23 protein-coding genes are annotated in these 25,196 nt (G+C 52.8%); 14 read left to right on the top strand and 9 right to left on the bottom strand.

Going from position 1 to position 25,196, the window contains the following annotated elements; genetic code table 11:
- Positions 1 to 115 precede the first annotated feature (115 nt).
- Positions 116 to 970: a methyltransferase domain-containing protein gene (locus COO92_RS01770; RefSeq protein ID WP_240626281.1), complete on the bottom strand. Its 855-nt coding sequence runs from the start codon at positions 968 to 970 to the stop codon at positions 116 to 118.
- A gap of 156 nt (positions 971 to 1,126) precedes the next feature.
- On the opposite strand from COO92_RS01770, the gene gloB reads away from it, so the two are divergent.
- Complete coding sequence (gene gloB / locus COO92_RS01765; protein ID WP_101299379.1) at positions 1,127 to 1,897, top strand: hydroxyacylglutathione hydrolase; 771 nt, start codon at positions 1,127 to 1,129, stop codon at positions 1,895 to 1,897.
- Positions 1,898 to 1,909: 12 nt separating this feature from the next.
- Here the strand turns inward: gloB and COO92_RS01760 are convergent, their stop codons facing one another.
- Positions 1,910 to 3,157: an ROK family transcriptional regulator gene (locus tag COO92_RS01760; RefSeq protein ID WP_022731207.1), complete on the bottom strand. Its 1,248-nt coding sequence runs from the start codon at positions 3,155 to 3,157 to the stop codon at positions 1,910 to 1,912.
- A gap of 227 nt (positions 3,158 to 3,384) precedes the next feature.
- On the opposite strand from COO92_RS01760, the gene COO92_RS01755 reads away from it, so the two are divergent.
- From COO92_RS01755 to COO92_RS01740, 4 genes are all read left to right on the top strand, one after another.
- Complete coding sequence (locus COO92_RS01755; protein ID WP_101299377.1) at positions 3,385 to 4,413, top strand: sugar ABC transporter substrate-binding protein; 1,029 nt, start codon at positions 3,385 to 3,387, stop codon at positions 4,411 to 4,413.
- Positions 4,414 to 4,567: 154 nt separating this feature from the next.
- Entirely contained in the window at positions 4,568 to 5,650 is a 1,083-nt protein-coding gene (locus tag COO92_RS01750; RefSeq protein ID WP_101299376.1) for an ABC transporter permease, read from the top strand.
- Complete coding sequence (locus COO92_RS01745; RefSeq protein ID WP_101299374.1) at positions 5,647 to 6,435, top strand: ATP-binding cassette domain-containing protein; 789 nt, start codon at positions 5,647 to 5,649, stop codon at positions 6,433 to 6,435. Before COO92_RS01750 ends, COO92_RS01745 begins: the two co-directional genes overlap by 4 nt.
- Positions 6,436 to 6,486: 51 nt before the next feature.
- A complete protein-coding gene (locus tag COO92_RS01740) occupies positions 6,487 to 7,116 on the top strand; it encodes a nucleoside triphosphate hydrolase (RefSeq protein WP_101299998.1) in 630 nt (209 codons plus the stop codon).
- Positions 7,117 to 7,141: 25 nt separating this feature from the next.
- Here COO92_RS01740 and COO92_RS01735 read toward each other — a convergent pair whose 3' ends face one another.
- On the bottom strand, positions 7,142 to 8,035 hold the full coding sequence (locus tag COO92_RS01735; protein ID WP_022731202.1) for a GntR family transcriptional regulator: 894 nt from the start codon (positions 8,033 to 8,035) through the stop codon (positions 7,142 to 7,144).
- A 289-nt stretch (positions 8,036 to 8,324) separates the two neighbouring features.
- Between COO92_RS01735 and COO92_RS01730 the strand changes: the two genes are divergently transcribed.
- The 5 genes from COO92_RS01730 (at position 8,325) to COO92_RS01710 (ending at position 13,385) form a co-directional block, all read left to right on the top strand.
- Positions 8,325 to 9,383: an ABC transporter permease gene (locus COO92_RS01730; RefSeq protein ID WP_240626280.1), complete on the top strand. Its 1,059-nt coding sequence runs from the start codon at positions 8,325 to 8,327 to the stop codon at positions 9,381 to 9,383.
- A gap of 52 nt (positions 9,384 to 9,435) precedes the next feature.
- A complete protein-coding gene (locus tag COO92_RS01725) occupies positions 9,436 to 10,383 on the top strand; it encodes an ABC transporter substrate-binding protein (protein ID WP_101299372.1) in 948 nt (315 codons plus the stop codon).
- Positions 10,384 to 10,456: 73 nt separating this feature from the next.
- The gene (locus tag COO92_RS01720) at positions 10,457 to 11,233 is read left to right on the top strand and encodes an ATP-binding cassette domain-containing protein (protein ID WP_240626279.1); all 777 of its coding nucleotides are present in this window, start codon (positions 10,457 to 10,459) and stop codon (positions 11,231 to 11,233) included.
- A gap of 51 nt (positions 11,234 to 11,284) precedes the next feature.
- Complete coding sequence (locus COO92_RS01715; RefSeq protein ID WP_206186338.1) at positions 11,285 to 12,292, top strand: zinc-binding alcohol dehydrogenase family protein; 1,008 nt, start codon at positions 11,285 to 11,287, stop codon at positions 12,290 to 12,292.
- A gap of 1 nt (position 12,293) precedes the next feature.
- Entirely contained in the window at positions 12,294 to 13,385 is a 1,092-nt protein-coding gene (locus tag COO92_RS01710; RefSeq protein WP_101299370.1) for a mannitol dehydrogenase family protein, read from the top strand.
- Between the two features lie 98 nt (positions 13,386 to 13,483).
- On the opposite strand, the gene COO92_RS01705 is transcribed toward COO92_RS01710, so the two are convergent.
- Positions 13,484 to 14,284, bottom strand: a complete 801-nt coding sequence (locus tag COO92_RS01705; protein WP_101299368.1) for a class I SAM-dependent methyltransferase — start codon at positions 14,282 to 14,284, stop codon at positions 13,484 to 13,486.
- A 73-nt stretch (positions 14,285 to 14,357) separates the two neighbouring features.
- Positions 14,358 to 15,239, bottom strand: coding sequence for a LysR family transcriptional regulator (locus tag COO92_RS01700; protein ID WP_101299366.1), 882 nt, complete (start codon positions 15,237 to 15,239; stop codon positions 14,358 to 14,360).
- 121 nt (positions 15,240 to 15,360) lie between these two features.
- On the opposite strand from COO92_RS01700, the gene COO92_RS01695 reads away from it, so the two are divergent.
- On the top strand, positions 15,361 to 15,954 hold the full coding sequence (locus COO92_RS01695) for a cysteine hydrolase family protein (RefSeq protein ID WP_101299991.1): 594 nt from the start codon (positions 15,361 to 15,363) through the stop codon (positions 15,952 to 15,954).
- A gap of 117 nt (positions 15,955 to 16,071) precedes the next feature.
- Here COO92_RS01695 and COO92_RS01690 read toward each other — a convergent pair whose 3' ends face one another.
- The 4 genes from COO92_RS01690 to COO92_RS01675 form a co-directional block, all read right to left on the bottom strand.
- Positions 16,072 to 17,031: a GDP-L-fucose synthase family protein gene (locus COO92_RS01690; RefSeq protein WP_101299364.1), complete on the bottom strand. Its 960-nt coding sequence runs from the start codon at positions 17,029 to 17,031 to the stop codon at positions 16,072 to 16,074.
- Complete coding sequence (locus tag COO92_RS01685) at positions 17,032 to 18,471, bottom strand: mannose-1-phosphate guanylyltransferase/mannose-6-phosphate isomerase (protein ID WP_165792259.1); 1,440 nt, start codon at positions 18,469 to 18,471, stop codon at positions 17,032 to 17,034.
- A 225-nt stretch (positions 18,472 to 18,696) separates the two neighbouring features.
- Positions 18,697 to 19,419, bottom strand: a complete 723-nt coding sequence (gene phbB / locus COO92_RS01680; RefSeq protein ID WP_101299362.1) for an acetoacetyl-CoA reductase — start codon at positions 19,417 to 19,419, stop codon at positions 18,697 to 18,699.
- Positions 19,420 to 19,668: 249 nt separating this feature from the next.
- On the bottom strand, positions 19,669 to 20,841 hold the full coding sequence (locus COO92_RS01675; protein ID WP_101299360.1) for an acetyl-CoA C-acetyltransferase: 1,173 nt from the start codon (positions 20,839 to 20,841) through the stop codon (positions 19,669 to 19,671).
- Between the two features lie 630 nt (positions 20,842 to 21,471).
- Between COO92_RS01675 and COO92_RS01670 the strand changes: the two genes are divergently transcribed.
- The 3 genes from COO92_RS01670 (at position 21,472) to COO92_RS01660 (ending at position 25,171) form a co-directional block, all read left to right on the top strand.
- Positions 21,472 to 22,623: an EAL domain-containing response regulator gene (locus tag COO92_RS01670; protein ID WP_101299358.1), complete on the top strand. Its 1,152-nt coding sequence runs from the start codon at positions 21,472 to 21,474 to the stop codon at positions 22,621 to 22,623.
- Positions 22,624 to 22,750: 127 nt separating this feature from the next.
- The gene (locus tag COO92_RS01665; protein ID WP_101299356.1) at positions 22,751 to 23,965 is read left to right on the top strand and encodes a response regulator; all 1,215 of its coding nucleotides are present in this window, start codon (positions 22,751 to 22,753) and stop codon (positions 23,963 to 23,965) included.
- Between the two features lie 27 nt (positions 23,966 to 23,992).
- Positions 23,993 to 25,171 (top strand): HD domain-containing phosphohydrolase, encoded by a 1,179-nt coding sequence (locus tag COO92_RS01660; protein ID WP_101299354.1) that lies wholly within the window; start codon positions 23,993 to 23,995, stop codon positions 25,169 to 25,171.
- Positions 25,172 to 25,196: the final 25 nt, after the last annotated feature.

Here is a 25,196-nt window from a genome sequence, read left to right as displayed (position 1 = left end):
TCACTCAAACTGCGCGGGCTGTCAAATGCGATACTGTAACCATATGCTTCACATATGGTGGCGGCACCCCGATTTCACAGGCTCTATTTCCCGATTTGGCTACTTCCCGGGCTGGCTACTTCCCGGGCTGGCTATTTCCCAGTTTGCAGGATTTTCTGGTTTGGGCGTCGTCCGCGACATCTTGGGCATGACGCAGATCATCGCGCTGTGACGCGGTGTCGTCAAAATGCTGTCGATTGCCATCCGCCGGGCGCAGTGGCGGTACGGTCACCGGGATATGCACCAGACGGCGTTTGCGCGACGGGGTACCGGTACTGGCGTATAGCTGTTTGCCAGCTTCGACGATAGAAACCCCGGCGAAGGCCTTGAACAGTCGCGATCCGATGTTTTCAAACGCCTGCGACCAGCGCAGCAAAAAGCGCCGCCGGGTCGGGGGAATGAAAAGGGCGCGGCTGTGCTGGACGGGCAGGAACATGTTTTCGCGCATCAGGTTTTGCAATTGCGTCACACTGTGCGGGTGACCAAAGCCAAACGGGGTGCTTTCCGACCAGCTCCAGAGCGAGCTTCGGTTGGGTGTCACCACAATAATCCGGCCATTGGGGGTTAAAACCCGCCAGCATTCGCGCATCAGGCGACGCATGGAATCGGTATGTTCGACCAGATGCACCACCAAAATACGGTCGACCGAGCTGTCGGGCAGTGGCAGCATGGTTTCTTCGGTTAGGGCGACGTGATTGTCTTCGCCCGCAGGCCAATGCACACAGCCCTGCTGGGCGGGCATAAAGGCCATGACGCGTTCGGCCTCGCCAATGAACGGGCGCAAATAAGGTGTCGCATAGCCAAAGCCAAGCACACGCAATCCGCGCACATCCGACCACATCAGGCGCAGACGCCTGCGGATCAGACGCCGGGCGGCCTGCCCGAGACTGCTGGCATAAAAACGGTGAAGATCAACGACATCCTGACGCATGGCTGGACTTTAGCACCCTATCGGTCCTCACGGAAACAGCTTTGAAACGACCCTGTTCATAGAATGTCAGAAAGTTTGATCGTTGGGTGATTGTTTCAAGACAGTTGATGCTGATACTGTGGAGCACATCACATCATCATCAGGTCGAGGTCCCTTATGGCTGCGGGCGAAGTTATCGTTATTCCGTGTCTTTCAGACAATTACACCTATCTCGTGCGCTGCCACCGCAGCGAAATGACCGCGATCATTGATCCGGGCGAAGCAGCCCCTGTGATCAAGGAACTTCAAGACCGCGACTGGCAGCTTGATCTTGTCATCAACACGCACCATCACCACGACCATATTGGCGGCAATGCGGAATTGATGAAGAAATACGGTGCCAAATTGCTCGGCCCAACGGCGGAAAAAGCGCGCATCCCCGACATGGACGAAATGGTTGCCGAGGGTGATCAGGTTTTGATCGGTGAGCTTGAAGGCCGGGTGTTTGACGTGCCGGGCCATACATCGGGGCATATCGCGTTTTATTTTCCGGCGATTACTGCGCTGTTTTCCGGTGACAGCCTGTTTGCGCTGGGCTGTGGGCGGTTGTTTGAGGGAACGCCTGAACAGATGTGGCAGTCGCTGCAAAAGTTCCGCAATCTTCCCAACAGCACGCAGGTTTACTGCGGGCATGAATACACCCAATCCAATGCCAAATTTGCCAAAACGATTGAGCCCGACAACGCGATCCTTGCCGCACGCTGTCAGGATATTGACGGGTTGCGCGCCCGCAACATCCCGACCATTCCATCGCGGATTGATGTCGAGCTTGCGACAAATCCGTTCCTGCGCGCCGATCACCCGGATGTTGCCACCGCACTGGGCATGGAGAATGCCACCCCAACGGAAATCTTTACCGAAATCCGCAAGCGCAAAGACAATTTCTAGAATGTTCTTTGGTTATTGCATCTGTTTGAACAGCACATTCTGATCAAGCAGATAGCGCGAAAACAGCGGCAGACTTGCCGCGCCAATGGCGCGCGCGGCACTGCCGACCTGCCCCTGTTCGATGTGCGGGCGGGCGATGCCCTGAAGATCAAGATCGGAGATCGCAGCCCGAGTTGCCGCGACAATGCGTGCACAGACATCGGGCGGAAAACCGCCATCGACAATCACGGCTTCGAAATCAATCACCGAGCAGACCGAGGTGATGGCAAGGGCAAGGCTGCGCGCGGTATGGCTGATCCAGATATCAAGCGTCTTGCCGAGTTCCGCCCAGTACGCCGGATCGCGCCACAGCATCGCCGGATCACGGCCATCGCGGGTCAGCATTTCTTCGAGCACAAAGATCGATGCCTGATCAATCAGCTGGCTGGCGTGGCCGCTGCGTGACGACACCGGCATGGAGCCAAAGGCCCCGGCATTGCCCGTGCGGCCGGTATAAAGTGCCTGATTGAGCACAACGCCGCCGCCAATGAACGAGCCAATGAAGAAATAGGCGAAATCGGTATAGTTCGGGCCAAGGCCAAACACCAGTTCAGCCCCGCAGGCCGCCGTGGCATCATTTTGCTGAAACACCGGGAACGGGACAATGGCGCCGATGGTGTCGATCAGATCAACTTCGCGCCAGGCATTTAAGTCCTCAATCGGCGCGCCGACTTCTTCGCCCCAGTTCCAGAGTTCAAAGGGTGCGGCAATGCCAATGCCAGCGATCCGGGCCTGTTGGGGCGCACTCAGGGTCGCGGTGATTTTGCCAACCGAGTCGCGGACAAATTGGCGAATGCTATCGGGTGTGGGGTATTTGTAGGCTTCTTTGAGCGATCCACGCACGGTGCCGACAAAATCAAGCAGGATCAGTTCCGCACTGCGCCGTCCGATCTTAAGACCAAAGGAATAGACCCCGTCAGGATTAAGCGCCATCGGGACTTTGGGTTTGCCGACCTTGCCACGCACAGGCTCGCCACGCATCAGAAGACCGTCTTTTTCAAGGCCACGCATGATGACCGATACGGTCTGGGCCGACAGACCCGAAAGCCGTGCGATTTCGGCCTTGGACAATCCGGCGTTCCGACGCACCAACGACAGCACCAGCCGTTCATTATAGGCACGCACGCGCAACTGATTTGCCCCGCCGCCCGGATGCAGCGGACGTGCAGCCTGATCTTCCGTCCCTGTCGGATCAGGATTGGTCGATAGTGACGCAGTCATAGAGTTCCTCCCACTCGGGATCTTTCATGCCCGATTGGCTTGAAGAGTGACAGGATTAATTAATAAATCAATCGGATTTATTAATTGACAGAGGATCTGATTTGGTGTGTCGTATGGCCCAGACAGGTTGAAGACCCACAGATTTAACGCGCGTTGCATCCTGTTTGGAAAACAAACATTAACGGCACAAACAGCCGATTATTCAGGTAAAATCCTGGGAGGAAATGATGAAGAAAGCACTTCTTGGCGCAACTCTTGGTGCGCTTGCCCTTAGCCTTACCGCCCTGCCGAGCCCGGCGAAAGCCGCCGACATTGGTGCCTGTTTGGTGACCAAGACAGACATCAACCCGTTCTTTGTCAAAATGAAGGAAGGGGCGTCTGCCAAGGCCGAGGAACTTGGTATCGATCTTTCGACATTTGCCGGCAAAGTGGACGGCGACCATGAGACACAGGTTCAGGCGATCGAGTCTTGTATCGCATCGGGTGCCAAAGGCATTCTGATCACCGCATCCGACACCAAGGCGATTGTGCCGGTAGTCAAAAAGGCGCGCGATGCCGGCCTTCTGGTCATCGCACTTGATACCCCGCTTGAGCCGATTGACGCGGCCGATGCGACCTTTGCCACCGATAATTTCAAGGCAGGTGAGCTGATCGGCAAATGGGCCGCGGCAAAACTCGGTGATAAGGCAGCCGATGCCAAGATCGCCATGCTTGATCTGACACCAAGTGCACCATCGGTTGATGTGCTGCGCGATCAGGGCTTCATGAAAGGGTTCGGCATCGACATCAAGGATCCCAACAAGATTGGGGACGAGGATGACGACCGGGTCGTTGGTCATGATGTGACCAACGGTAATGAAGAAGGTGGTCGCGAAGCCATGGAAAACCTGATGCAGCGCGATTCCGAAATCAATGTGGTTTACACCATCAACGAACCGGCTGCAGCCGGGGCATACGAAGCGCTTAAGGCGTTTGGCATGCAGGATGGTGTGTTGATCGTATCGGTTGATGGCGGTTGCCCGGGTGTTGAAAACGTCAAGGATGGCGTGATTGGTGCGACATCGCAGCAATACCCGCTTTTGATGGCGGCCAAAGGGATCGAGGCGATCAAGGCATGGGCCGATAGCGGCGAAAAACCGCAGAACACCGACGGTCTGAACTTCTATGACACCGGGGTTAACCTTGTCACCGATCAGCCGGTTGACGGTGTTCCGTCGATTGATGTTGCCGAAGGCATGGATCGTTGCTGGGGCTAATTGCGCCCGTTCATTTCGAGGAAGGGCGGATTTAACCCCGCCCTTCTTGTCCCACATCAGGTTACACTTGGTCAGGCGCCCACCACCAATCCAGCCACAAGAGCCGGAAAAGGTGCTGGCGGGATATCGGTCATGACCAAGTCGGGAGGAAGCGATGAGCGAACCCGCTCAAACGTCACGCAAAAAACAGGAATACGAGCACACGCTTGATTCCAGCGACAGCTCTGTCGCGCAGTTTGACCATAAACACCGCAACCTGTTTGATACCGTGCAGCATTTCCTGCATGGCAATCCAACCATGGTGCCGGTGATTGTTCTGGTTTTTTCAATCATCATTTTCGGTTTTGTCGCCGGACCCAAATTCTTTTCGCCGTTTAATCTGTCGCTGATCCTCCAGCAGGTTGCCGTCATTGGCATTCTTGCCGCCGCCCAGAGCCTTGTGATCCTGACTGCGGGGATTGATCTTTCGGTCGGGGCGATCATGGTTTTGATGTCGGTGATCATGGGGCAACTTGCGATCACCCTTGGCGTCCCTGCCCCGATTGCCATCATCATCGGGTTTATTGGCGGCATCGCCGCCGGGGCGTTGAACGGATTTCTGGTCACCCGGATCAAGTTGCCGCCGTTTATTGTGACCCTTGGCACGTGGAACATCTTTTTTGCGCTGAACCTTTGGCTTTCGGGTGCACAATCGATCCGCAGCCAGACTTTGGATGAAATCGCGCCGCTTTTGAAATTCTTTGGCGAAAGCATCGCGATTGGCGGGGCGCGGATTACCTATGGCTCGATCCTGATGTTGGCGATTTTCGGGGTGCTTTGGTACATCCTTAATCACACCAGCTGGGGCCGCCATGTTTACGCCATTGGCGATGACAAGGAAGCCGCCGAGCTTTCGGGTATTCGCACCAACCGCACGCTGATCATGGTGTATGGCCTTGCCGGGCTTGTCTGTGCCGTTGGGGCATGGGCCTCCATCGGCCGGGTTGGATCGGTATCGCCACAAAGTTTTCAGGAAGCCAACCTGCAATCGATTACAGCCGTGGTGATTGGTGGCATATCGTTGTTTGGCGGGCGTGGATCAATCATTGGTCCGTTGATCGGGGCGTTGATTGTGGGCGTGTTTAATTCAGGTTTGCGACTGGCGGGGGTTGATGTGCTGTGGCAGGTGTTTGCCATTGGCTGGCTGACCATCATCGCGGTTGCAATCGACCAGTGGATCAGAAAGGTGTCAGCATGAGCAACGCACACACACCGGTTCTTAAGGCGCGCGGCATCGTCAAACGATATGGCCGTGTCACCGCCCTTGATCGTGCCGACTTTGATCTTTATCCCGGCGAAATACTGGCGGTAATTGGCGACAATGGTGCGGGGAAATCATCGCTGATCAAGGCCTTGTCCGGGGCGATCACGATTGATGAAGGCAGCATTGAGCTTGATGGCAAGCCGATTGGTTTCACATCCCCGATGGAAGCCCGCGAAGCCGGGATCGAGACGGTGTATCAAAACCTTGCCCTGTCGCCGGCGCTTTCGATTGCGGACAATATGTTCATGGGCCGCGAATTGCGTAAACCGGGCATCATGGGCAAATATTTCGGCGCGCTTGATCATAAGGCGATGCAGCGCATTGCACGTGAAAAGCTGACCGAGCTTGGCCTGATGACCATTCAAAACATCAATCAGGCGGTTGAGACGCTTTCTGGTGGGCAGCGCCAGGGGGTTGCGGTTGCACGTGCGGCCGCGTTCGGATCGCGCGTGGTGATCATGGATGAGCCGACCGCCGCCCTCGGGGTGAAGGAAAGCCGACGCGTGCTTGAACTGATTGCCGATGTGAAGGCGCGCGGCATGCCGATTGTGCTGATTTCGCACAATATGCCGCATGTGTTCGAGATTGCCGACCGCATCCATGTGCACCGGCTGGGCAAGCGGCTTTGCACCATCAAACCAGACGATTACAGCATGTCGGACGCGGTTGCCTTTATGACCGGCGCCAAGGAAGCACCCGACATCAGTGACGCGGCGTAACGAACATGCACCGCCATGGTCAAACCCCAGAAGACAGGCAGCCTTGCAGTCATGACACCTGATCTTGACGCATTGGCTGCACGTATCATGGCCACCCAATCGGACGATTGTCGCATCCTCGTGGCAATCGCCGGGGCGCCAGCATCGGGCAAGTCAACCTTGTCCGACCGGCTTTGTCACCATCTGGGGGGTGATAAAGCCGGTGCTGCTGTCGTGCCGATGGATGGATTTCATTTTGACGATGCCATCCTTAAACAGCGTGGCCTTTTGAACCGCAAAGGCGCACCCAACACGTTTGATGTTGGCGGATTACAGCGCATTCTTACGGCCCTTAAGACCGAGACTGACCAGGACGTTTATGTACCGTTGTTTGACCGTGGCCTTGAACTGTCGCGCGGATCAGCACGGTCCATTTCACCGCGGCACAAGATTATCCTGGTGGAGGGCAATTACCTTTTGCTCGGTCAGGCGCCGTGGGATCAGCTGGCACCCATGTTTGATCTTTCGATTTATCTTGATGTGGACGAGGATATCTTGCGCGCACGCCTGATTGATCGTTGGCGGGGGTTTGGCTTTGACGATGCGAGTGCCTTGGAAAAGGCGCTTGGCAATGATCTTCCCAATGCGCAAATCGTCGCGACCATGACCGGTCCTTCTGATATCCGCGTCACAGCCGGGTGATAGCCAACCTGTTGAAAGATCGCATTTAGTTCTCAAGCAGGGAACGCAGCAAGGTCTGCCTTGCCGTGCTGAGATGTTTGACGGCTTCGGTCTGGATTTGCGCCCCGTCGCGGCTGCGCAGAGCGGCGATATAAGTCAAATGTTCGCGGATCGCGGCTTCGTTTCTTTCTTTTTCATCCTTCTTGTTCCACTGATAATGGAAGTGAAAGATCAGAGAGATAATATCTTGAAACTCAGTCACAAATCGGTTTTTCGAAACACTTGTCAAGGTCGCATGAAAACGTGCATCGAGCTCCGAGAAACGCGAAAACCGCGTTTCAATATGATCTAGAAGGCTACGATGTTCTTCTTCCAGCCGGTCGAGTTTTTCCCACGCAGGATGATCATCCGGGAAGTCGACAAAATTTCGCACCGCGTCCAGTTCAAACATTTCCCGAACGTACGAAAGTTCAAGTGCATATTCCTTGGTAAATCCGCGCAGCACCCAACGATGGTTTAGCTTTTTCTCAATCAGGCCGAACCGGCTGAAGCTGATCAAAAATTCCCGAACCGTCGATGTGCCGACATCGAACTGCCGTGCCAGTTCGAGCTCGTTAAGCTGCGTATTGGGGGGGATGTCGCCTTGAAGGATCCACTCCAGAAACTTGCCTTCGATCTTTTCTGAAACCGGGCTGGTTTCACGGTCCGAGAAACGCTCCGCCTTTTTGCTGTGACGCAGGATCGTTTTGACACGCCCCTGCCAGTCGATAATCCCCAAATCATTTAGCGATGACAAAATGTTGCGCACCGTCGTGCGACTGATGTTGAGCATTTCCGCGATATTGACTTCGCCCGGAAGCTCCGTACCAACATCCTGACCGTCAATCAGATCAAGGCACTGATTGAAGCCTTCCTTAAAGCGCGTGTTGGATTTGGTCATTTTGGCGGTTCCAATCGTCTTGCATTGTCTTTGTGCGTGAGTAGGAGATCAAATGATTTTTATCAATAAAAAACATTTGACAGTTTTGATGTGTTATGGAAAATGTATATTAATGATAAAAAACATTGTGAGCTGATCCCATCGCAAAACAGCTTTGGGGAGGTAATGGTCGAACATATCGGTAGGCGTTGGCGACGTGTAATCGCGGTCAGCAGTCATGTCGCAGGACATGGAGCCTCCTTGAAAGTTCAAAGTCGTTGCCACAGCTTCAGAATTCAGGGAGATCGCTGTGAGTGGCGAAAGAATTTCCACCTGTTCGGATGCTGAGGTCAAGGGGCGTTTTGCACGTCTTTGGAGCCATATGAATGGCGACGAGCGCAAGGACGTTGTCCAGAAATTCGCGGCCGTGTTTAGCTTAATGGCGCTTATCGTCGTCTTTTCGGTGACAAGCGATGCCTTCTTTAGTGTCGGCAATGCCATGACCGTGTCACTTCAAACAACCTCCATTGCGTTGCTTGGCATTGGTGTCACCGTCGTCATTCTAACCGGCGGGATTGATTTGAGTGTCGGGTCGGTTCTTGCACTTTCGGGGACCGTTGCGGGGCTTTTGGTCAAGGATGGCTGGCCGATCTGGGCGGCCATGTCGATGGGTGTTCTGACCGGCATGGTGTGCGGCTGCATTAACGGTTTTGTTGTCACAAGACTGCGTCTTGCACCGTTTATCGCCACCCTTGGCATGATGTTAATCGCCCGCGGCCTTGCCCTGCAATTGACCGGTGCGGCCCCTGTTTCACAGCTTGGCGAGGCCTTTGGCGTCCTTGGCAACGGGTCCTTGTTCCGGACCCTTTCGGTTGGGGCCAATGGCCTGCCAAAAGTTATCTTTCCCGGCATCCCCTATCCGGTCCTGATCATGATCGTGATGGCGATTATCGTCGCATTTATCTTACGCCGTCTGGCGATTGGTCGGCACATCTATGCGGTCGGGTCCAACGAACAGGCGTCGCGCCTGGCCGGGGTGAATGTCAATTCCACCAAAATGTTTGCCTATGCCACATCGGGTTTTCTGGCCGGAATCTGCGGGATTGTTTTGATGTCGCGTCTGGTCACAGCACAACCCAACGAAGGCATTATGTATGAACTTGATGCCATTGCCGCAGCCGTGATTGGCGGGACATCCCTTATGGGGGGTGTTGGGACCATTTCCGGCACCATGATCGGTGCGTTTGTGATCAGCATTTTGCGCAACGGCCTGAATATGAACGGCGTTTCAAGCTTCATCCAGCAAATCATCATCGGCTGCGTCATCATCGGCGCAGTCTATATCGATCATCTGCGGAACCGCCGGTGATCTGCCTAAACCGTTAAAATCAATAATAATTCAATATCAACCGGAGGAACCTATGAGAAAGATCGTATCAGGGATACTTGGCATGGTTGCATCTGTCGCGCTTGTGACCGGTGCCGCCGCCGCCGACAAGGAAATTGCCGTCATCGTGAAAACGACCAACTCCAATTTCTGGCAGAACGTCAATAAGGGGGCGAGCAGTGCGGTCGCCAAGGCCGAGGGCTATGACATCACGTTCCAAGGCCCGGAATCAGACACCGCAATCGCCGAACAGGTCAACCTTGTTCAGAACGCAATTAACCGGAACGTTGCTGGCATTGTGCTGGCACCGTCAGATACAGAAGCACTCGTTCCTGTTGTGAAATCCGCAAACGAGAACGGTATTCCGGTGGTGATTATCGACAGCCTGCTGTCGGAATCAGCGGAAAGCTACTATCAGGCATTCCTTGCCACCGACAACCGCAAAGCCGGTGAACTTGTCGCGCAGATGATGATCGACAAGGTCGGAAAGACCGGAAAAGTCGCGGTAATGTCATTTGTTGCCGGTGTCGGTTCGGAAATTGGCCGCGTTGGCGGTTTCATCGAATATATCAAAGCCAATTCCGACATTGAAATTGTCGGACCGTTCTATTCGCAATCGCAGATGGCACTGGCTTTGAACCAAACCACGGATGTTCTGTCGGCCAATGGCGACCTTAAGGGCATTTATGGTGCGAGTGAACCAACCGCCATTGGCATGGCACGCGCCATTGTGCAGTCAGGCAAAGCCGGCAAACTTGTTGCCATCGGTTTTGACGGCAACAAAGACCTTCAGGACTTTGTCCGCGACGGAACACTTGATGCCATTGCGGTTCAAAGCTCGTTCCAGATGGGGCAGCTTGGCGTCAATGCGGTCATCGACGTTGCCGAAGGCAAATCGGTTGAGAAATTCATCAACACCGGTTTGGTCATGGTGACCAAAGAAAACATCGACAGTGCAGAAGCCCAAAACGTTCTTTACTGAGCGCGGCGCAGACAGGCCGGAGGGGGAACACCCCTCCTCCGGTCTTGATTGGAAGTCACGGGGAGTGAGTAAAATGGTAGCGCCCGCACCAATTGTTGAAATGAAAAATATTGGCAAGCGTTTTGGTGGCATTCATGCCGTCGAGAATGTTTCGGTGGAACTGCGTCCAGGCGAGGTTGTTGGCGTTCTGGGCCATAACGGTGCTGGTAAATCCTGTTTGATGAAAATTTTGTCGGGTGCCATGAGCCGCACCGACGGCACGATTATGGTCAATGGGGAAGAAGTGGCGCTTGCAAACCCGATTGAGGCGCGTCACTGCGGGATTGAGACGATTTACCAATCACTGGCCCTTGCAGATCACCTTGATGCGCCGGCAAACCTGTTTCTGGGGCGCGAGCTTAAAACACGGTTTGGCACACTTGATGACAAGCGCATGGAGATGGAAGCCCGACAGGCCCTTCGGCAGCTTAATCCGAATTTCAAGAATATTACCGACACGGTGCTTAATATGTCAGGGGGGCAGCGTCAGGTGATCGCCATTGCGCGCGCGATATATTTCAATGCCCGTGTTGTGATTATGGATGAACCGACCGCGGCCCTTGGCCCGTCAGAGACGGCAATGGTTGCCGAATTGATTGAAAAATTGCGCGAACAGGGGATCGGCATCTTTTTAATCAGTCATGACCTAAACGATGTGTTTGATCTTTGTGATCGGGTCATGGTCATGAAAAACGGTCAGAATGTCGGCACGCATGCAATTGATGAAGTGACAAAGGACGACCTTCTCAATCTGATCATCCTTGGAAAATTGCCCGACAACTGGTCACCACGGAACCTTGTCGCGTCGTAACGTACGCCGTCCAAAGATAGATATCCGAATTTCGAAAGCAGGAAATCAAAGATGATGAAATCACTGGTATGCCGAAAACCTGGCGTTCTGGAACTTGAGATGCGCCAGATGCCCAAAGAGGCCCAAGCTGGTGATGTGTTGGTCGATATCAAGCATATCGGCGTGTGCGGCACTGATTTTCACATTTATGAAGGTCTTCACCCTTATCTGGAATACCCGCGCGTCATGGGCCACGAACTGGGCGGTGTTGTTGCCAAGACGGCCAATGGCCTGAATGCGGGCGATGTGGTGATCATTAACCCCTATTTGTCCTGCGGGACATGTCATGCCTGCAAGCGTGGCAAACCCAATTGCTGCTATCAGATCAAGGTGCTTGGCGTGCATTGTGACGGTGGCATGTGTGAACGGATCAGTGTTCCGGCAGAAAACCTGTATCCTGCCGGTGATTTGCCTGTGCGCCATGCCGCAATGGTAGAGTTTATGGCGATTGGTGCCCATGCGGTGCGCCGTTCTGAAGTCCATAAAGATGACCGCGTTTTGGTGGTTGGGGTGGGTCCCATCGGCCTTGGTGCCGCGCTGTTTGCCAAGGCCAGTGGCGCAGAAGTGCATCTGCTTGATTCCAGTCAGGGGCGTCTTGATATGGCCAAAGAACGGTTTGGCTTTAAACATCTGCATAATGCCGCCCAACCGGCGACAGAGGTTTTGGCTGCGACCTCAGGCAACGGGTTTGACGTCGTCTTTGATGCGACCGGCAACCAAAAAGCGATGGAGGCCGGTTTTCAATATGTTGCGCATGGCGGCAGCTTTGTGTTGGTCAGTGTTGTTCATGGCAACATTTCCTTTGCCGACCCCGAGTTTCACAAGCGCGAAATGCGCTTGATTGGCAGCCGAAATGCCACGTCAGAAGATTTTGAACGCGTTCTGACCGCGTTTAGAAGTGGCGAGATTGATGCCGATGCCCTTAACACGCATGACTGCTCGATTGATGCGTTTCCAGAGCAGATCACGCACTGGGTTCATGATCGGGACACAATGATTAAAGCGATTATTTCGGTGTAAAATGAAGACTTCCATTATCCAGTTTGGCACCAGCCGTTTCCTTCAGGCCCATGCAGATTTGATGGTGTTTCAAGGAAGCGACCATCACATCACCGTTGTCGAAACAACCGGTTCAACCGCCAGCCGGGACCGCATTGAGGCGATCAATAAAACCGCATCGTTCCCGGTTATTTTGCGCGGTCTGAGCAATGGGCAACAGATCGACACACGTATTGATGTCTCCTCCGTCACGCGGGGTCTTTCCGCACGCGAACAATATGCGGAACTGCGGCGTATTTTCATCGATGAGGCTGACTATGTGATCAGCAACACCGGTGATCGGGGATTTGAGGTCCCCACCGAGACAGATATCTCGCCGACGGGCTGGACATGCTATCCCGAGTTGCTCACGCTGCTTTTGCACGAACGGTTTCGTAAACATGGCCGTCCGCTGACCCTTCTGCCAAGCGAGTTGGTGTCGCGTAACGGTTCGGTGTTGCGTGATATTGTCATGGGTCTTGCCGCTGATCACGGTTTGGGCACCTTGTTTTCGCAATGGTTGAAAACGGAATGTTTGTGGATGAATTCGCTTGTCGACCGCATTGTTTCCGAACCGATTGAGCCAATCGGTGCTGTTGCAGAACCTTATGCATTGTGGGCAATTGAAAAGCAGTCGGGATTTGTGCCACCCGCCAGACACCCAGACCTTGTCATTGTTGACGACCTTGCGGCGGTTGAACGCAAGAAATTGTTCATTCTCAATCTTTCCCATACGTTGCTGGCTGAGAAATGGCAGGCGGAAAGTCGCCCTGCGACGGAAACTGTGCGTGAAATTCTGAACGATCAACACGTTCTTGATTGGGTATCAGAGATTATGGAGATGGAAGTCATTCCAGCCTTTGGGGCGGACAAAGACGCCGCACATGACTATTGGAAAACCTGCCTTGAACGGTTTTGCAATCCGTTTCTGGCCCACCGTTTGGCCGATATTACCCAAAATCATGCGGCAAAGGTTGAACGCCGGATCGGCGGCCTTATGGATTGGAAAAAAGAGTGTGGTTTTGAACGATTACGCGCGGCCGTTCCCCTGATATCGAGCAGGGAAACCGCATGACAACCTGTATGCGTCACGTAAAGACCTGATCAAGATTGCCGTGCTTGGATTCGAGCGACCGATATCGCTGGCACAACCGGGTAATTGCGCGCCAGCCATCAGTTTTTTGTCAGAACCAGTTCAAAGCACATCGGCACCTGCGCGTGGCATCCTTCGTAAATGTCAAACTGGACTTCCCGATTGGAATGGGGGTATTCGGTGAGCCGGTCTACCTTCAACCCTGCCTGTATTGCTGCTGTGATGATGGCGCCCATGGTGTGGGAAAACCACCATGATACCGGTACGTTTTCACCAGAAGAACCATCGTATGTTATTGGATCCTCGCTGGCATGTGGGGCCGTGTCAAAGTACGAAGATTGCGGTGTAAACGGGTCGGGTGCAGCGGGATCGAACATCTCAAGAACCGGGTGGGTTTCATAAATTGCCAGTGTGCCGCCCGAAACCAGAAGACCCGCCACCGACTGAAAGAACCGTTCCAGATCGGGCATCCAGTTCAGCACCCCGATTGTGATCACGCCGAGGTCAAAATCGCCATCGACCTGGGACGGCAGGTGATAGATATCAGCACACAGGAACTGACACTCCAACCCCGAGGCGTTTTTGAGCGTCTCTGCCTGGGTCAAAAATGCGTCGGATTGATCGATACCCAAAACCGATGTTGCACCCATTTTGGCAAGTGACAATGCTTCGCGGCCGTTATTGCAGCCGATCTGCACCGCCTTTTTGCCCTGCACACCGATGGTATTGAGCGTCACGCCAAATGTGCTGTCAAAGAAGCCGTATTGAGTGTCCCGCAGCTTGGTAACGCAGGCTTCAATGTCTAAGGTTGCCTGATGATAGGTCGCCGAAGCATTCCATGCGGCTTTGTTGTCCGATGTAAATTCCGAAATTTTGCGCATAAGCTTTTCCCACGACCAATCAATCAGATGGCAACTATTGCGTGTATTTCATCGAGACACCATCAGAATATTTTCAAGGTGCCCGGTTGGAGATTGAGACACCATCCACCAGCACGTCCGCCAGCCAGTCGGCAACCACACGCACCTGTGGCAGGTGCCTTTTGTCCTGATGGGTGAGAAGCCAGACTTCGCGGCCATCAGGATGATAGCCCTCCAGCCGTTTTAAATCCTTATGAGCGTTGCCAACACAAACCGGCAACACAGCACAGCATGGCTGACCGCGCATCATTGCCACCATGATGGATCCCCGGTTGGCATAGCCGATTGTTGTGCGGTCGGGAAAGTTTGCCGCCAGCCATTTCTGTTCAGGTTTATCGGCAAAGAAGTCATCAAGATCGATCCAGGGCACGTCACACGGATTAACCGGCGGGTGATTGCCGCTGTAATAAACCCCGGAGCCAAGCATGCCCAGACGGCGAATATGAAAGGCGCCGGTTTCCGGACGCGCAAGGCGAATGGCAATGTCTGTTTCACGTTGCGGCAGGCTGAGGTTGCGGTTCGCACCGATCAGCTCAAGTGCGAGCGCCGGATGGGCTTGATGCAGGGATGCGAGATGCGGGGCGACGCAATGTTCCAAAATGGCATCGACACCGGTGACACGCACAATCCCCGTCACCGCATGGCGATCATTATCGGATGCAGGTCGGTTTTCAAGCAAGGTTGAAACGGTTGTTTGCATGGTTTGGGCGGTCTCAAGCAGGGACCGGGCGCGCGGTGTTGCGCGCAACAGACGCCCATCGCGGTGCAGGACCGGATAGCCCAGCCATTCTTCAAGCCGGGCAATGCGGCGCGCGATGGTGGTTTGATTAACCCCCAATTCGCGGGCGGCAGCAGTCATATTCCCGGTTTGACAGACGTGGGCAAAGGTACGCAGTCCTTCCCAATCAAGCGACATGGCGGCTGGCTTTCCTTAATCTGCGAATTTGCAGATAGTAGCCGAATTATTGCCGCTGGATAATGCAAATTTGCAGGATCAAACTGCGCACATCATTTGATGTATGCAAAAGGATCAGACCATGACAGCCAAGACCATCTTTGACATTGCCGGTGCAAGTTTGCCAACCGGGACGCCAAAAGACGCCGCCCTTATCGTGATTGATGCGCAGGAAGAGTATCGCAGCGGTCAGTTGAAACTGGTCGGGCTTGATGATGCGCTGGGTAATATTGGACGGTTGCTGAGCCATTGGCGCGACAAGGGTGGCACGGTCATTCATGTCCAGCATCAGGCGACGGGCCTGTTTGATCCATCCGGCCCCTATGCCGCGATCATCGGAGACGTCGCCCCGACCAAGGATGAGGCGATTGTGACAAAGTCGGTGCCAAGTTCGTTTGGCAACACCAACCTTGATGAACTGCTTACAGAAGCCGGTATCAAGCATGTCGTGCTGGCCGGTTTCATGACCCATGTCTGCGTTTCGACCACCGCGCGGGTAGCCAATGAAAAGCAATATGCGGTCACCGTCATCGCCGATGCCACCGGCACGCGCGACCTTCCCGATGCACTGAGCGGATCAGTAATCCCGGCGGCAGATTTGCAAAGGGGCGAACTGGCAATGCTGGCCGATACATTCGCCAAGGTTGTCACGACGCAGGACGTGCTTGAGGCGTAAAGATATTCTAATGATCCTTATCATGACACATCTATCAAGATCAGAGCCCTGCACTAAGGGCAGCCGTTTCTATAAGTACAAGTCTATAAGTACAAGTTCGCACAGTTAGTTTGAACTTCACACCTCACGAAGAGGGCTGTTCAAAAAGTCCTCATAAGCAATAACAAGCCCCTCTTCTAGGTCAGTAGAGGGGCTCCAACCCATAGAGAACAATCGCTCACTACTCATGAGCTTCCTCATTGTTCCGTCGGGCCGAGAGCTATCAAAGATGATTGATCCCGAATATTTAACTGTCTTGGCTATTGCAAAAGCCAGTTCGCCGATTGTGACATCAGAACCATACCCAACGTTGATATGGCTGCACATGCCTTGAGTATTCGCTTCGTACACGTTCCTCTCCAAGCTCATAACGTGTATGCAGGCAGATGCCATATCCTCGACAAACAAGAACTCACGGCGCGGCTTTCCACTGCCCCATACGACAACTTCGGGCGCCTCTAGATTTTTAGCCTCATGAAAACGCCGAAGCAACGCAGGAATAACGTGACTATTCTCCGGGTGATAGTTATCCCCCGGCCCATACAGGTTTGTCGGCATCACACTGCGATAGTCGCGTTCGAATTGACGATTAAAAGATTCGCACAGCTTAATTCCTGCGATTTTTGCTATTGCATAGGGCTCATTGGTCGCTTCAAGAACACCTGTTAACAAAGCACTTTCACGCATGGGCTGTTCGACAGAGCGCGGGTAGATACAACTTGATCCCAGAAAAAGAAGTTTCTGGACACCAACTGCGTGCGCAGCTCCGATCACGTTCGTTTCGATTAATAAATTTTGGTAAATAAAATCTGCGGGATACGTATTGTTGGCATGTATCCCACCTACCTTCGCTGCGGCAAGATAGACATCATCAATTGTATGTTCAGCAAAAAATTCATGTACATCTTTTTGGCTTGTGAGATCTAATTCCGAATGAGCAGCCGTAATCAATTCGATATTTTTGTCTTTGGCCAATAAACGGGAAATTGCACTTCCCACCATACCTCTATGCCCAGCAACGAAAACCTTTCTGGTCATTTAGAGGCCCCCCATTTGGTCGTTCGTTTTCCGTCCATACTCATCGTCGAAACGCTCAATATCATCTTCACCCAAATAGCTGCCAGACTGCACTTCGATCAGCTCCAGAGGTATCATTCCCGGATTCTCCATACGGTGAACAGCTCCGACTGGAATGTATGTGGACTGGTTTTCTGTCAGAAGAAATGTCTCGTCGTCACGCGTCACAAATGCGGAACCTTTGACTACGATCCAATGTTCGGCACGATGATGGTGTTTTTGCAAAGACAGTCGAGCTCCTGGCTTAACAGTGATCCGCTTAACCTGAAACCGATCACTATGATCAATACTATCATAAGAACCCCACGGGCGCGCCACTCGACGATGTTCCAGTACTTCCGCTCTTCCTGCATCAGCCATTTCTGAAACAACTTTCTTGATCGTTTCGACCTGATCGATTGCACTGACCATCAGCGCGTCAGGCGTATCGACAATGACCAGATCTTTTGTGCCGATGGTCAAGATAAAGCGTCGATCAGATGCATGAACCAATGTGTTCGCAGAGTCTACAAGATGGATATTTTCTATCACACCCAACTTGCCACAGTTATCTGCGTCAGTATCGCTTAGCGCAAACATCGCATCCCAACTTCCGACATCACTCCATGTTCCGGAAAATGGAACTACCGCAATATTTGAGGCTTGCTCCATGACAGCATAGTCAATGCTTTTCGCGGTTGCATGATTGAACTCTTCGCCTGGGCGCCAAAATTTTCCATCTTGCTTTGCATTCGCAATGGCAGAAACACAAGGCGTATAAATACCTGGTTCAAACTGCTTTAAAGCATCAAGAAGGACACATCGCTTGATCAGAAAAATGCCCGAGTTCCACAAAAACTTCCCTGATGAAAGAAATTCAAGAGCTTTGGCAAGATCAGGTTTCTCATGGAAACGGACCGATTTATTGGCGTCACCTCGAATTTGATCACCAGTTTCGATATAGCCATATGCAGTACTCGGTCCATTTGGCTGAACACCGAAGGTAACGATCCATCCGTCGACAGCCAAGTCGGCAGCCTTTGATACCATCGCACCAAATTTGTCCCCATCAGGAATAAAATGGTCCGCAGGACAAAACAACAGTAGGTCGTCATCATTCCCCGGGAATGCTGCAGCCAAAGTCATTGCCGGCGCAGTATCTCTTCCACTTGGCTCCAGAATCTGGGTGACATCCACCCCGGATTTTTCTGAGATTTCCTGAACGAAGAAACGATAGTCATCTCCACTGACAGCCAAAACTTCGCCAAAACCTGAGATACGCTCTATCGTGAGTTCGAACAGGGATTTGCCCTGATACAAGGGTATAAATTGCTTTGGGAATGCTTTTCTGGAAAGCGGCCACAGTCTAGTACCAGAACCGCCGCACATCACGACTGGCTTGATTGCAGTATTTTTTGGCATGATTATGATGCTTTCCCAAAAGATAGCCCTCTGTTCCCAACCGCTTATAGAACAGATTATCGTACCGTTCCAATATCTCTATCCAGTTAATTTCTCAACGTACTGTTGTTGCAAAATCCCTGCCGACCAGATCTTAAATCTGGTAACCTAAATCCCTATAACTCAAACCAAAAACGCCCCGCAGCAATCTGCGGGGCGTTTTCGCATAACCGTCGTTATAGCCGCTCAGAACATATGCTGTCCACCGTTGATAGACAGGCAGGAGCCGGTGATAAAGCCGGAATTGGGGCCGCAAAGATAGAGGACCGCCTGGGCGATTTCGTCGGCTTCGCCGAGGCGGCCGACCGGGATTTTGGCGATGATGCTGTCGCGGACCTTTTCAGGGACGGCTGCCACCATGTCGGTGTTGATATAGCCCGGTGCGACGGTATTGACCGTGACGCCTTTGCGCGCGACTTCCTGTGCCAGTGCCTTGGTAAAGCCATGCACACCGGCCTTGGCGGCGGAATAGTTGGTCTGGCCCAGTTGGCCAGCCTGCCCGTTGATCGACGAGACATTCACCACCCGGCCAAAGCCGCGGGCGCGCATGCCTTCAAGAACCGGTTTGGTCATGTAAAACAGGGAACTCAAATTGGTGTCGATCACAGCGGTCCAGGCTTCGACATCCATCTTGTGCATGAAACCATCGCGCGTGATCCCGGCATTGTTGATCAGGATATCAATCGGCCCGACATCGGCTTCGATCTTTGCAATGCCCTCGGCACAGGCATCGGCGTCCGCAACACTCCATTTAAAGGCCGGAATTCCGGTTTCTTCGGTGAAGGCGCGGGCAGCATCGTCGTTGCCTGCATAGTTGGCGGCAACGGTGTAGCCCGCATCCTTCAATGCCAGACTGATTGATTTGCCAATTCCACGTGTGCCACCGGTTACCAGTGCTGTTTTTTTCATGGTCGCCTCCCTAAACTTCGTTCATCAAGCGTATCGGTATGTTGATTTTCGTCGTTTGCCCTTCTACGACATACGAAACTTTAATCCATAAATATAGTCATATACGTAATTTTATTTCCTCTCCATGATCTATGTCATTCAAGGGTGTAGTCTTTGGTCGAACCGCATACTGGGTATCTTAAAAGCAAACAGGGCATCCCCGTTAAGAGGACGCCCCGCGTGCTTAGAAATTCAGGCGAAAATTGCGGCTTAGCGTTCGACGCAAAGCGCAACCCCCATGCCACCACCAATGCAAAGCGTCGCGAGGCCTTTTTTCGCATCGCGTTTCTGCATTTCATGAAGCAGGGTGGTAAAGACGCGCGCACCCGAGGCACCGATCGGATGGCCAAGGGCAATCGCCCCACCATTGACGTTGACCTTATCGGTATCCCAGCCCATGTCGCGGTTAACCGCGATGGCCTGTGCGGCAAAGGCTTCGTTGGCTTCGATCAGGTCAAGATCACCGGCCGACCAGCCAGCCTTTTCAAGCGCCTTTTTCGATGCCGGGATCGGGCCCGTACCCATGATCGCCGGATCAACACCCGCCGTGGCCCAGCTTTTTATCGTCGCAAGCGGGGTCAGACCGCGTTTGGAGGCTTCGGCAGCCGACATGACAACCAAGGCAGCCGCCCCGTCATTAATGCCCGATGCGTTACCCGCAGTCACGGTGCCTTCTTTGTCAAAGGCCGGGCGGAGTTTTGCCATGCCTTCGACGTTTGCGCCATGACGCGGATATTCATCGGCATCAAACACGGTTTCGCCTTTGCGATGTGCAATGGTGACAGCAGCAATTTCATCGGCAAACCGACCGGATTTCTGGGCGGCTTCGGCCTTGTTTTGCGAGGCAACGGCAAAGGCATCCTGCTCTTCGCGTGAAATGCCCCATTTTTTGGCAATGTTTTCCGCCGTGTTGCCCATGTGGTAGCCGTTAAACGCACACCACAAACCATCCCTGATCATGGTGTCGATGAAGCTTACGTCGCCCATTTTGTGACCGGCACGCAGATACGCGACATGGCCCGAAAGCGACATGTTTTCCTGACCACCGGCAACGACGATGTTGGCATCCCCGGTCATGATTTGCTGGGCGGCAAGGGCGACGGTGCGCAAGCCCGACCCACAAACCTGATTGATCAGAAAGGCAGTTGCGCGGTCTGAAATACCCGCACCAATGGCCGCCTGACGTGCGGGGTTTTGCCCCTGCCCGCCGGTCAGAACCTGACCCAAAATGACTTCGTCAACCGCGTCGCCTTCGACACCGGCACGTTCAAGTGCCGCCTTGATCGCAATAGCGCCCAGATCATGGGCCGGGGTGTTGGTTAGCGTACCGCTAAATGCGCCAATTGGCGTTCTTGCGGCACCTACAATTACGACGTCGGTCATGAAACTCTCCGATATTTATCTTGATTACGTTTTCCCTGAGCCCCTCAGCGATGTCTTTTCCACATGCTGTTATGGCCCTTGAACGACTTTATCGCACCGCAACAAAAAACCAAGCATTGATACATACCACTTTTGGACAGTCGCGCATGCCGCGCCCTCAAAAGTAGAACCATCCCTTGGCGTTTTATCGATTATGGTTCTTTTTATCCTGTATATAGAGTGTGTGCTTATTAGGGCTATATCGCAACCCCAGTTACGCCATTTAGATGTATTATCCCAAGGACGCCGAAAGAAAATCGGGCGCGGCGACCAGAGCAACTTTCACATGATGCCGACAGTACACTTTGGATCGCCCCAGCAACCAAAAGTGTTTAAGCTCATCTGGAAAACTGCGACATTTCCGCGTGGAAACGTCCGGAAAATATGATGTCACATGCTTTCTTTTTTTCGATGAACCACTTACATACGAGACAGGCACTAAACCACTGGTAGATGCTCACAAAGCACCGCGCAAACAGATTTTGGCCGCATTATGAGTGCTAAGTTCAGGTGGTGTTGTTTCGTACGGGACTGACAGAGGTATTCAAAGAGCCGCCCAAATGACCCGCGGCGAACTGGAGAACATTTCTCATGGAAGAGCAGAATCATATTCTTCCACAGGAAACGAGCAATCTGACGGTGATGCTGGTCGATGATGAGGACGCGTTGCTGGCCTCTGCACGACGCATGCTACACAAACAATGTATCTTGAAAACATACAATAATGCGGCGGCGGCGCTCGACTTTCTCCGGCAGTCGCCGGGTCAAGTCGATGTGGTGGTTTCTGATTTAATGATGCCGCACATGGATGGTGTCGAGTTTTTGACGGAGGCCAGATCGGTTTCACCTGCCACGCCAAGGGTTCTTTTGTCCGGAAGCTTATCCGAAAGCGCCTTGCAGGGGGCGGTCAATAAAGCCGGTATATCCCGGGTTATCGTCAAACCGGTGCCCGCAAGCACGATTCTGAGCATTGTTTGGGACTTGGTATCGGCAGGCAATGATAACACCAAGCCAGCCAACCCGATGGTCCGGCGCATGCGCTCCTCACTTTCCACGGACCATAGCGTTTCATTTCAGCCGCGCGTCAATGCCAAAAACTTTGAGGTTTCCGGTCTGGAAGCGTTAAGCCGTTTTCCCGATCTTCAAAAGACATTTACGGTCGAGGACATCATCACCGGCGCAGAAGATCATCCGGTTATTGGCGAACTTACATTCCAAGTCATTGACTTCATTCACACCCACAGAGATGCGATCGCCAGTTCGTTTGGCAACGTCCCAATCGGCGTCAACATATCCCCGCATTCGGTTGCCGATAACAAATTCATGACGTCGCTTACAGCCTTTCTTGCCGAGCGGCCCACGCTGCCAAATCTGGAATTTGAGGTAACAGAACAAAGTAACATGGCCTTTACAGCCGCCTTTCAGGAAAATCTTCCAAAGTTGCGCGATGCTGGTTACCCCATTTTCCTCGACGATTTTGGCTCGGGAAACAACTCGATCGCTCTTTTGCGGCGTGGCCAGTTTTCGGGGCTGAAGCTTGACAAATCCCTGATCATGCGACTGGACGACGACAATCCGGTCGATAGCTCGTTTGTTGAGTGGGCGACCACGATATCGCACCAGATGAATATGACCGTCATTGCCGAAGGGGTCGAAACACTCGATACGGCGACATATCTACAAAACATTGGCGTAGACGAGTTGCAGGGTTTCTATTTTGGCCTGCCCGCATCGATCACATGACCAGAAGATTACAAGAGCACCTCTGTTTAAGAGGGTTCTGACGACAACAACGAAGGATTAAGCGCCCTTAAGATCAGACAACAGTCAGGATTGTTTCAGACACAGCAAGACCAAAGGCAGTCATTTGATGAACGATATTCTTTTTGTCGACGATGACATGAATATTCTGAGCGGATTGCGCCGCCGTGCACGTGGCCGACACCCTGAATGGAATATTTCTTTTGCAACGAGTGGTGCAGAAGCCTTGTCGCTGTGCGATCAAAAAACCTTCGATGTCGTTGTTTCGGACATGAGGATGCCCGGCATGGACGGTGCGGAGCTTCTGCATCAGCTTCAGGAAAACAGCCCCGACACCGCGCGTATTATTTTATCTGGCTATTCAGAAGACGAGGCCATTCTTCGAACAGTGGGTCCGGCCCAAAGATATCTTGCGAAACCTTGTGATGACGAGGTTTTGTTCGAGGCAATCGCACAAATGTTCAAGATGCGCACACTCCTTCTTAAACCCGATATCCGAAGCATTATTGGTGGCATAGATGCTTTGGCATCCCCACCCGATACCTATACCCGCCTTGTAAATGCGCTTGAGGACCCAAAAGCCGGGAATGACAAGGTAACAGCCATCGTTTCCTCAGATATCGCGTTAACTGCGGAAATATTGAAAGTGACAAACTCGGCCTATTTCGCCTTGCCCAGTAAAATCACTTCGATCTCGCACGCTGTTCGCATGATTGGCACTGATACGCTTAAGTCTCTGGCAATTTTTGTTGGTCTGTTCAAAAGTTTTGATGGCCCGCCTGTTGTTACGCGACGCATTAAAACCCTGTGTGAACGGTCACAGCAAATTGGCGTGGCGGCGGCCTTGATTGGCGAGCACGAAAAACTGAGCAAGGCGACATGTCAGTTACTCCCGAGCATCGGCATGATGAGCCATATCGGCAGCCTGATCCTTTATCTTTACTATCACGAGAGAATGGAAACGGTCATCGCGCGCGTTGAACAGGAAGACATATCGATTGTCGAGGCCGAGCGAGATGAGTTTGGTGCGGCTCATCCCGAAATTGGTGCGTATCTTCTGGGGCTTTGGGGGTTCCCTGAACAGGTTATTCAAGCTGTTGCCTGCCATCACAACCCTGCCGATTTTGCACAGACTGAAATGACCGAGTTAACCGCACTTTATGCCGCCCAACACATCACGCGCGAGATGGGCGGGAGGGCGTCAGCACAGGAAAGCGAAGAGCAAAGCACGATTGACATGTCATATCTCGAACAGATCGGGAAAGCCGACAGCGTTGAAGCATGGCGCAAAATTGTTGCCACTGTCCTTGAGAGTTACACGTAATTTCCACTAAACGGGGAAGCTTCCTGAATGGCCGAGTATCATATTCTCTTCGTTGACGATGACTCTAACCTTCTCATGGCGCTGCGCCGTCAACTGCGCGGAAAATTTGAGATTTTGACCGCGGCAGGCGGAACCAGTGCGCTTAAAATGTTTGAGGAACATGACACAATCGCGGTCTGCGTTGCCGACATGCAAATGCCAAACATGAATGGCCTTGAGTTCCTTGAGAAAATCAAAAAAATAAGCCCTGACACCGTGCGTATCATGCTGACAGGGAATGCCGATCAGGCAACGGCGGTTGATGCCATAAACAAAGGTCATATTTTCCGGTTTTTCTCCAAACCGTATGAGACAGCCGATCTCGAAAGAGCGTTGTCTGATGGCTTGCGACAGCATCAACTGATTACCGCCGAAAAAACCCTCATACAGGAGACACTTGCCGGGAGTGTCAAGCTTCTGACAGATGTCATGGCACAGCTTAATCCCACGGTTTTCGGGCGGTCGATGAAAATGAAGGGCTGGTGTGACATCATCGCCAAAGAACTTGAATACCCACGCCCATGGGAACTTGGAATTGCAGCACTGCTTTGCCCGATCGGTATTGTGGCGTTGCCACCCGATATTCTGGCGCGCCTTGCACTCGGCAAACCTCTTCAACCGCTTGAAAAAGACTTGTTAAGAAGAACCCCGGAGGTTGGGCATAAGCTGATTAGCAATATCCCACGTCTTGAGGCCGTCGCCGATATGGTCCTTTTGCAAAACCGCAACTTTGATGGCAGTGGCTTCCCGGAAAGCGGGCCTTCTGGTGAGAATATTCCACTCGGGGCAAGAATATTGCGTATTGCCAGAGACCTTGCCGATGTTGGAGACGGACCAGAGCCGACCGATATTGATTTCGAAGTGATTGGTGGCAAACCACATCGCTATGATCCCGTCCTATTTTCCAAAATTCGCACATTATTGGCCGTCATTGATGGCGAACAGGAGTTCCCCCCGGAAGGACTCGAAATGCGTGTCCGTATTGATAATCTGCGAGAGGGTGATCTTCTGATGACGGATCTTGAAACGATGGAAGATCATGTCGTCCTGACGCATGGAAACTTTATTTCCCAAGTACAGCTTGCGCGGATCAGGGTGTTTCAGAAAGCACATGACTTCCGTGAACCCGTTGAAGTCAAACGCGGGGTCAAGAGAAAGCGCACCTGATCTGTCTGAAGGGCGGCAAACTGGA

This window comes from Thalassospira lohafexi, assembly GCF_002844275.1.
Taxonomy (GTDB): domain Bacteria; phylum Pseudomonadota; class Alphaproteobacteria; order Rhodospirillales; family Thalassospiraceae; genus Thalassospira; species Thalassospira lohafexi.
This window is presented reverse-complemented; position numbering and strand designations above follow the sequence as displayed.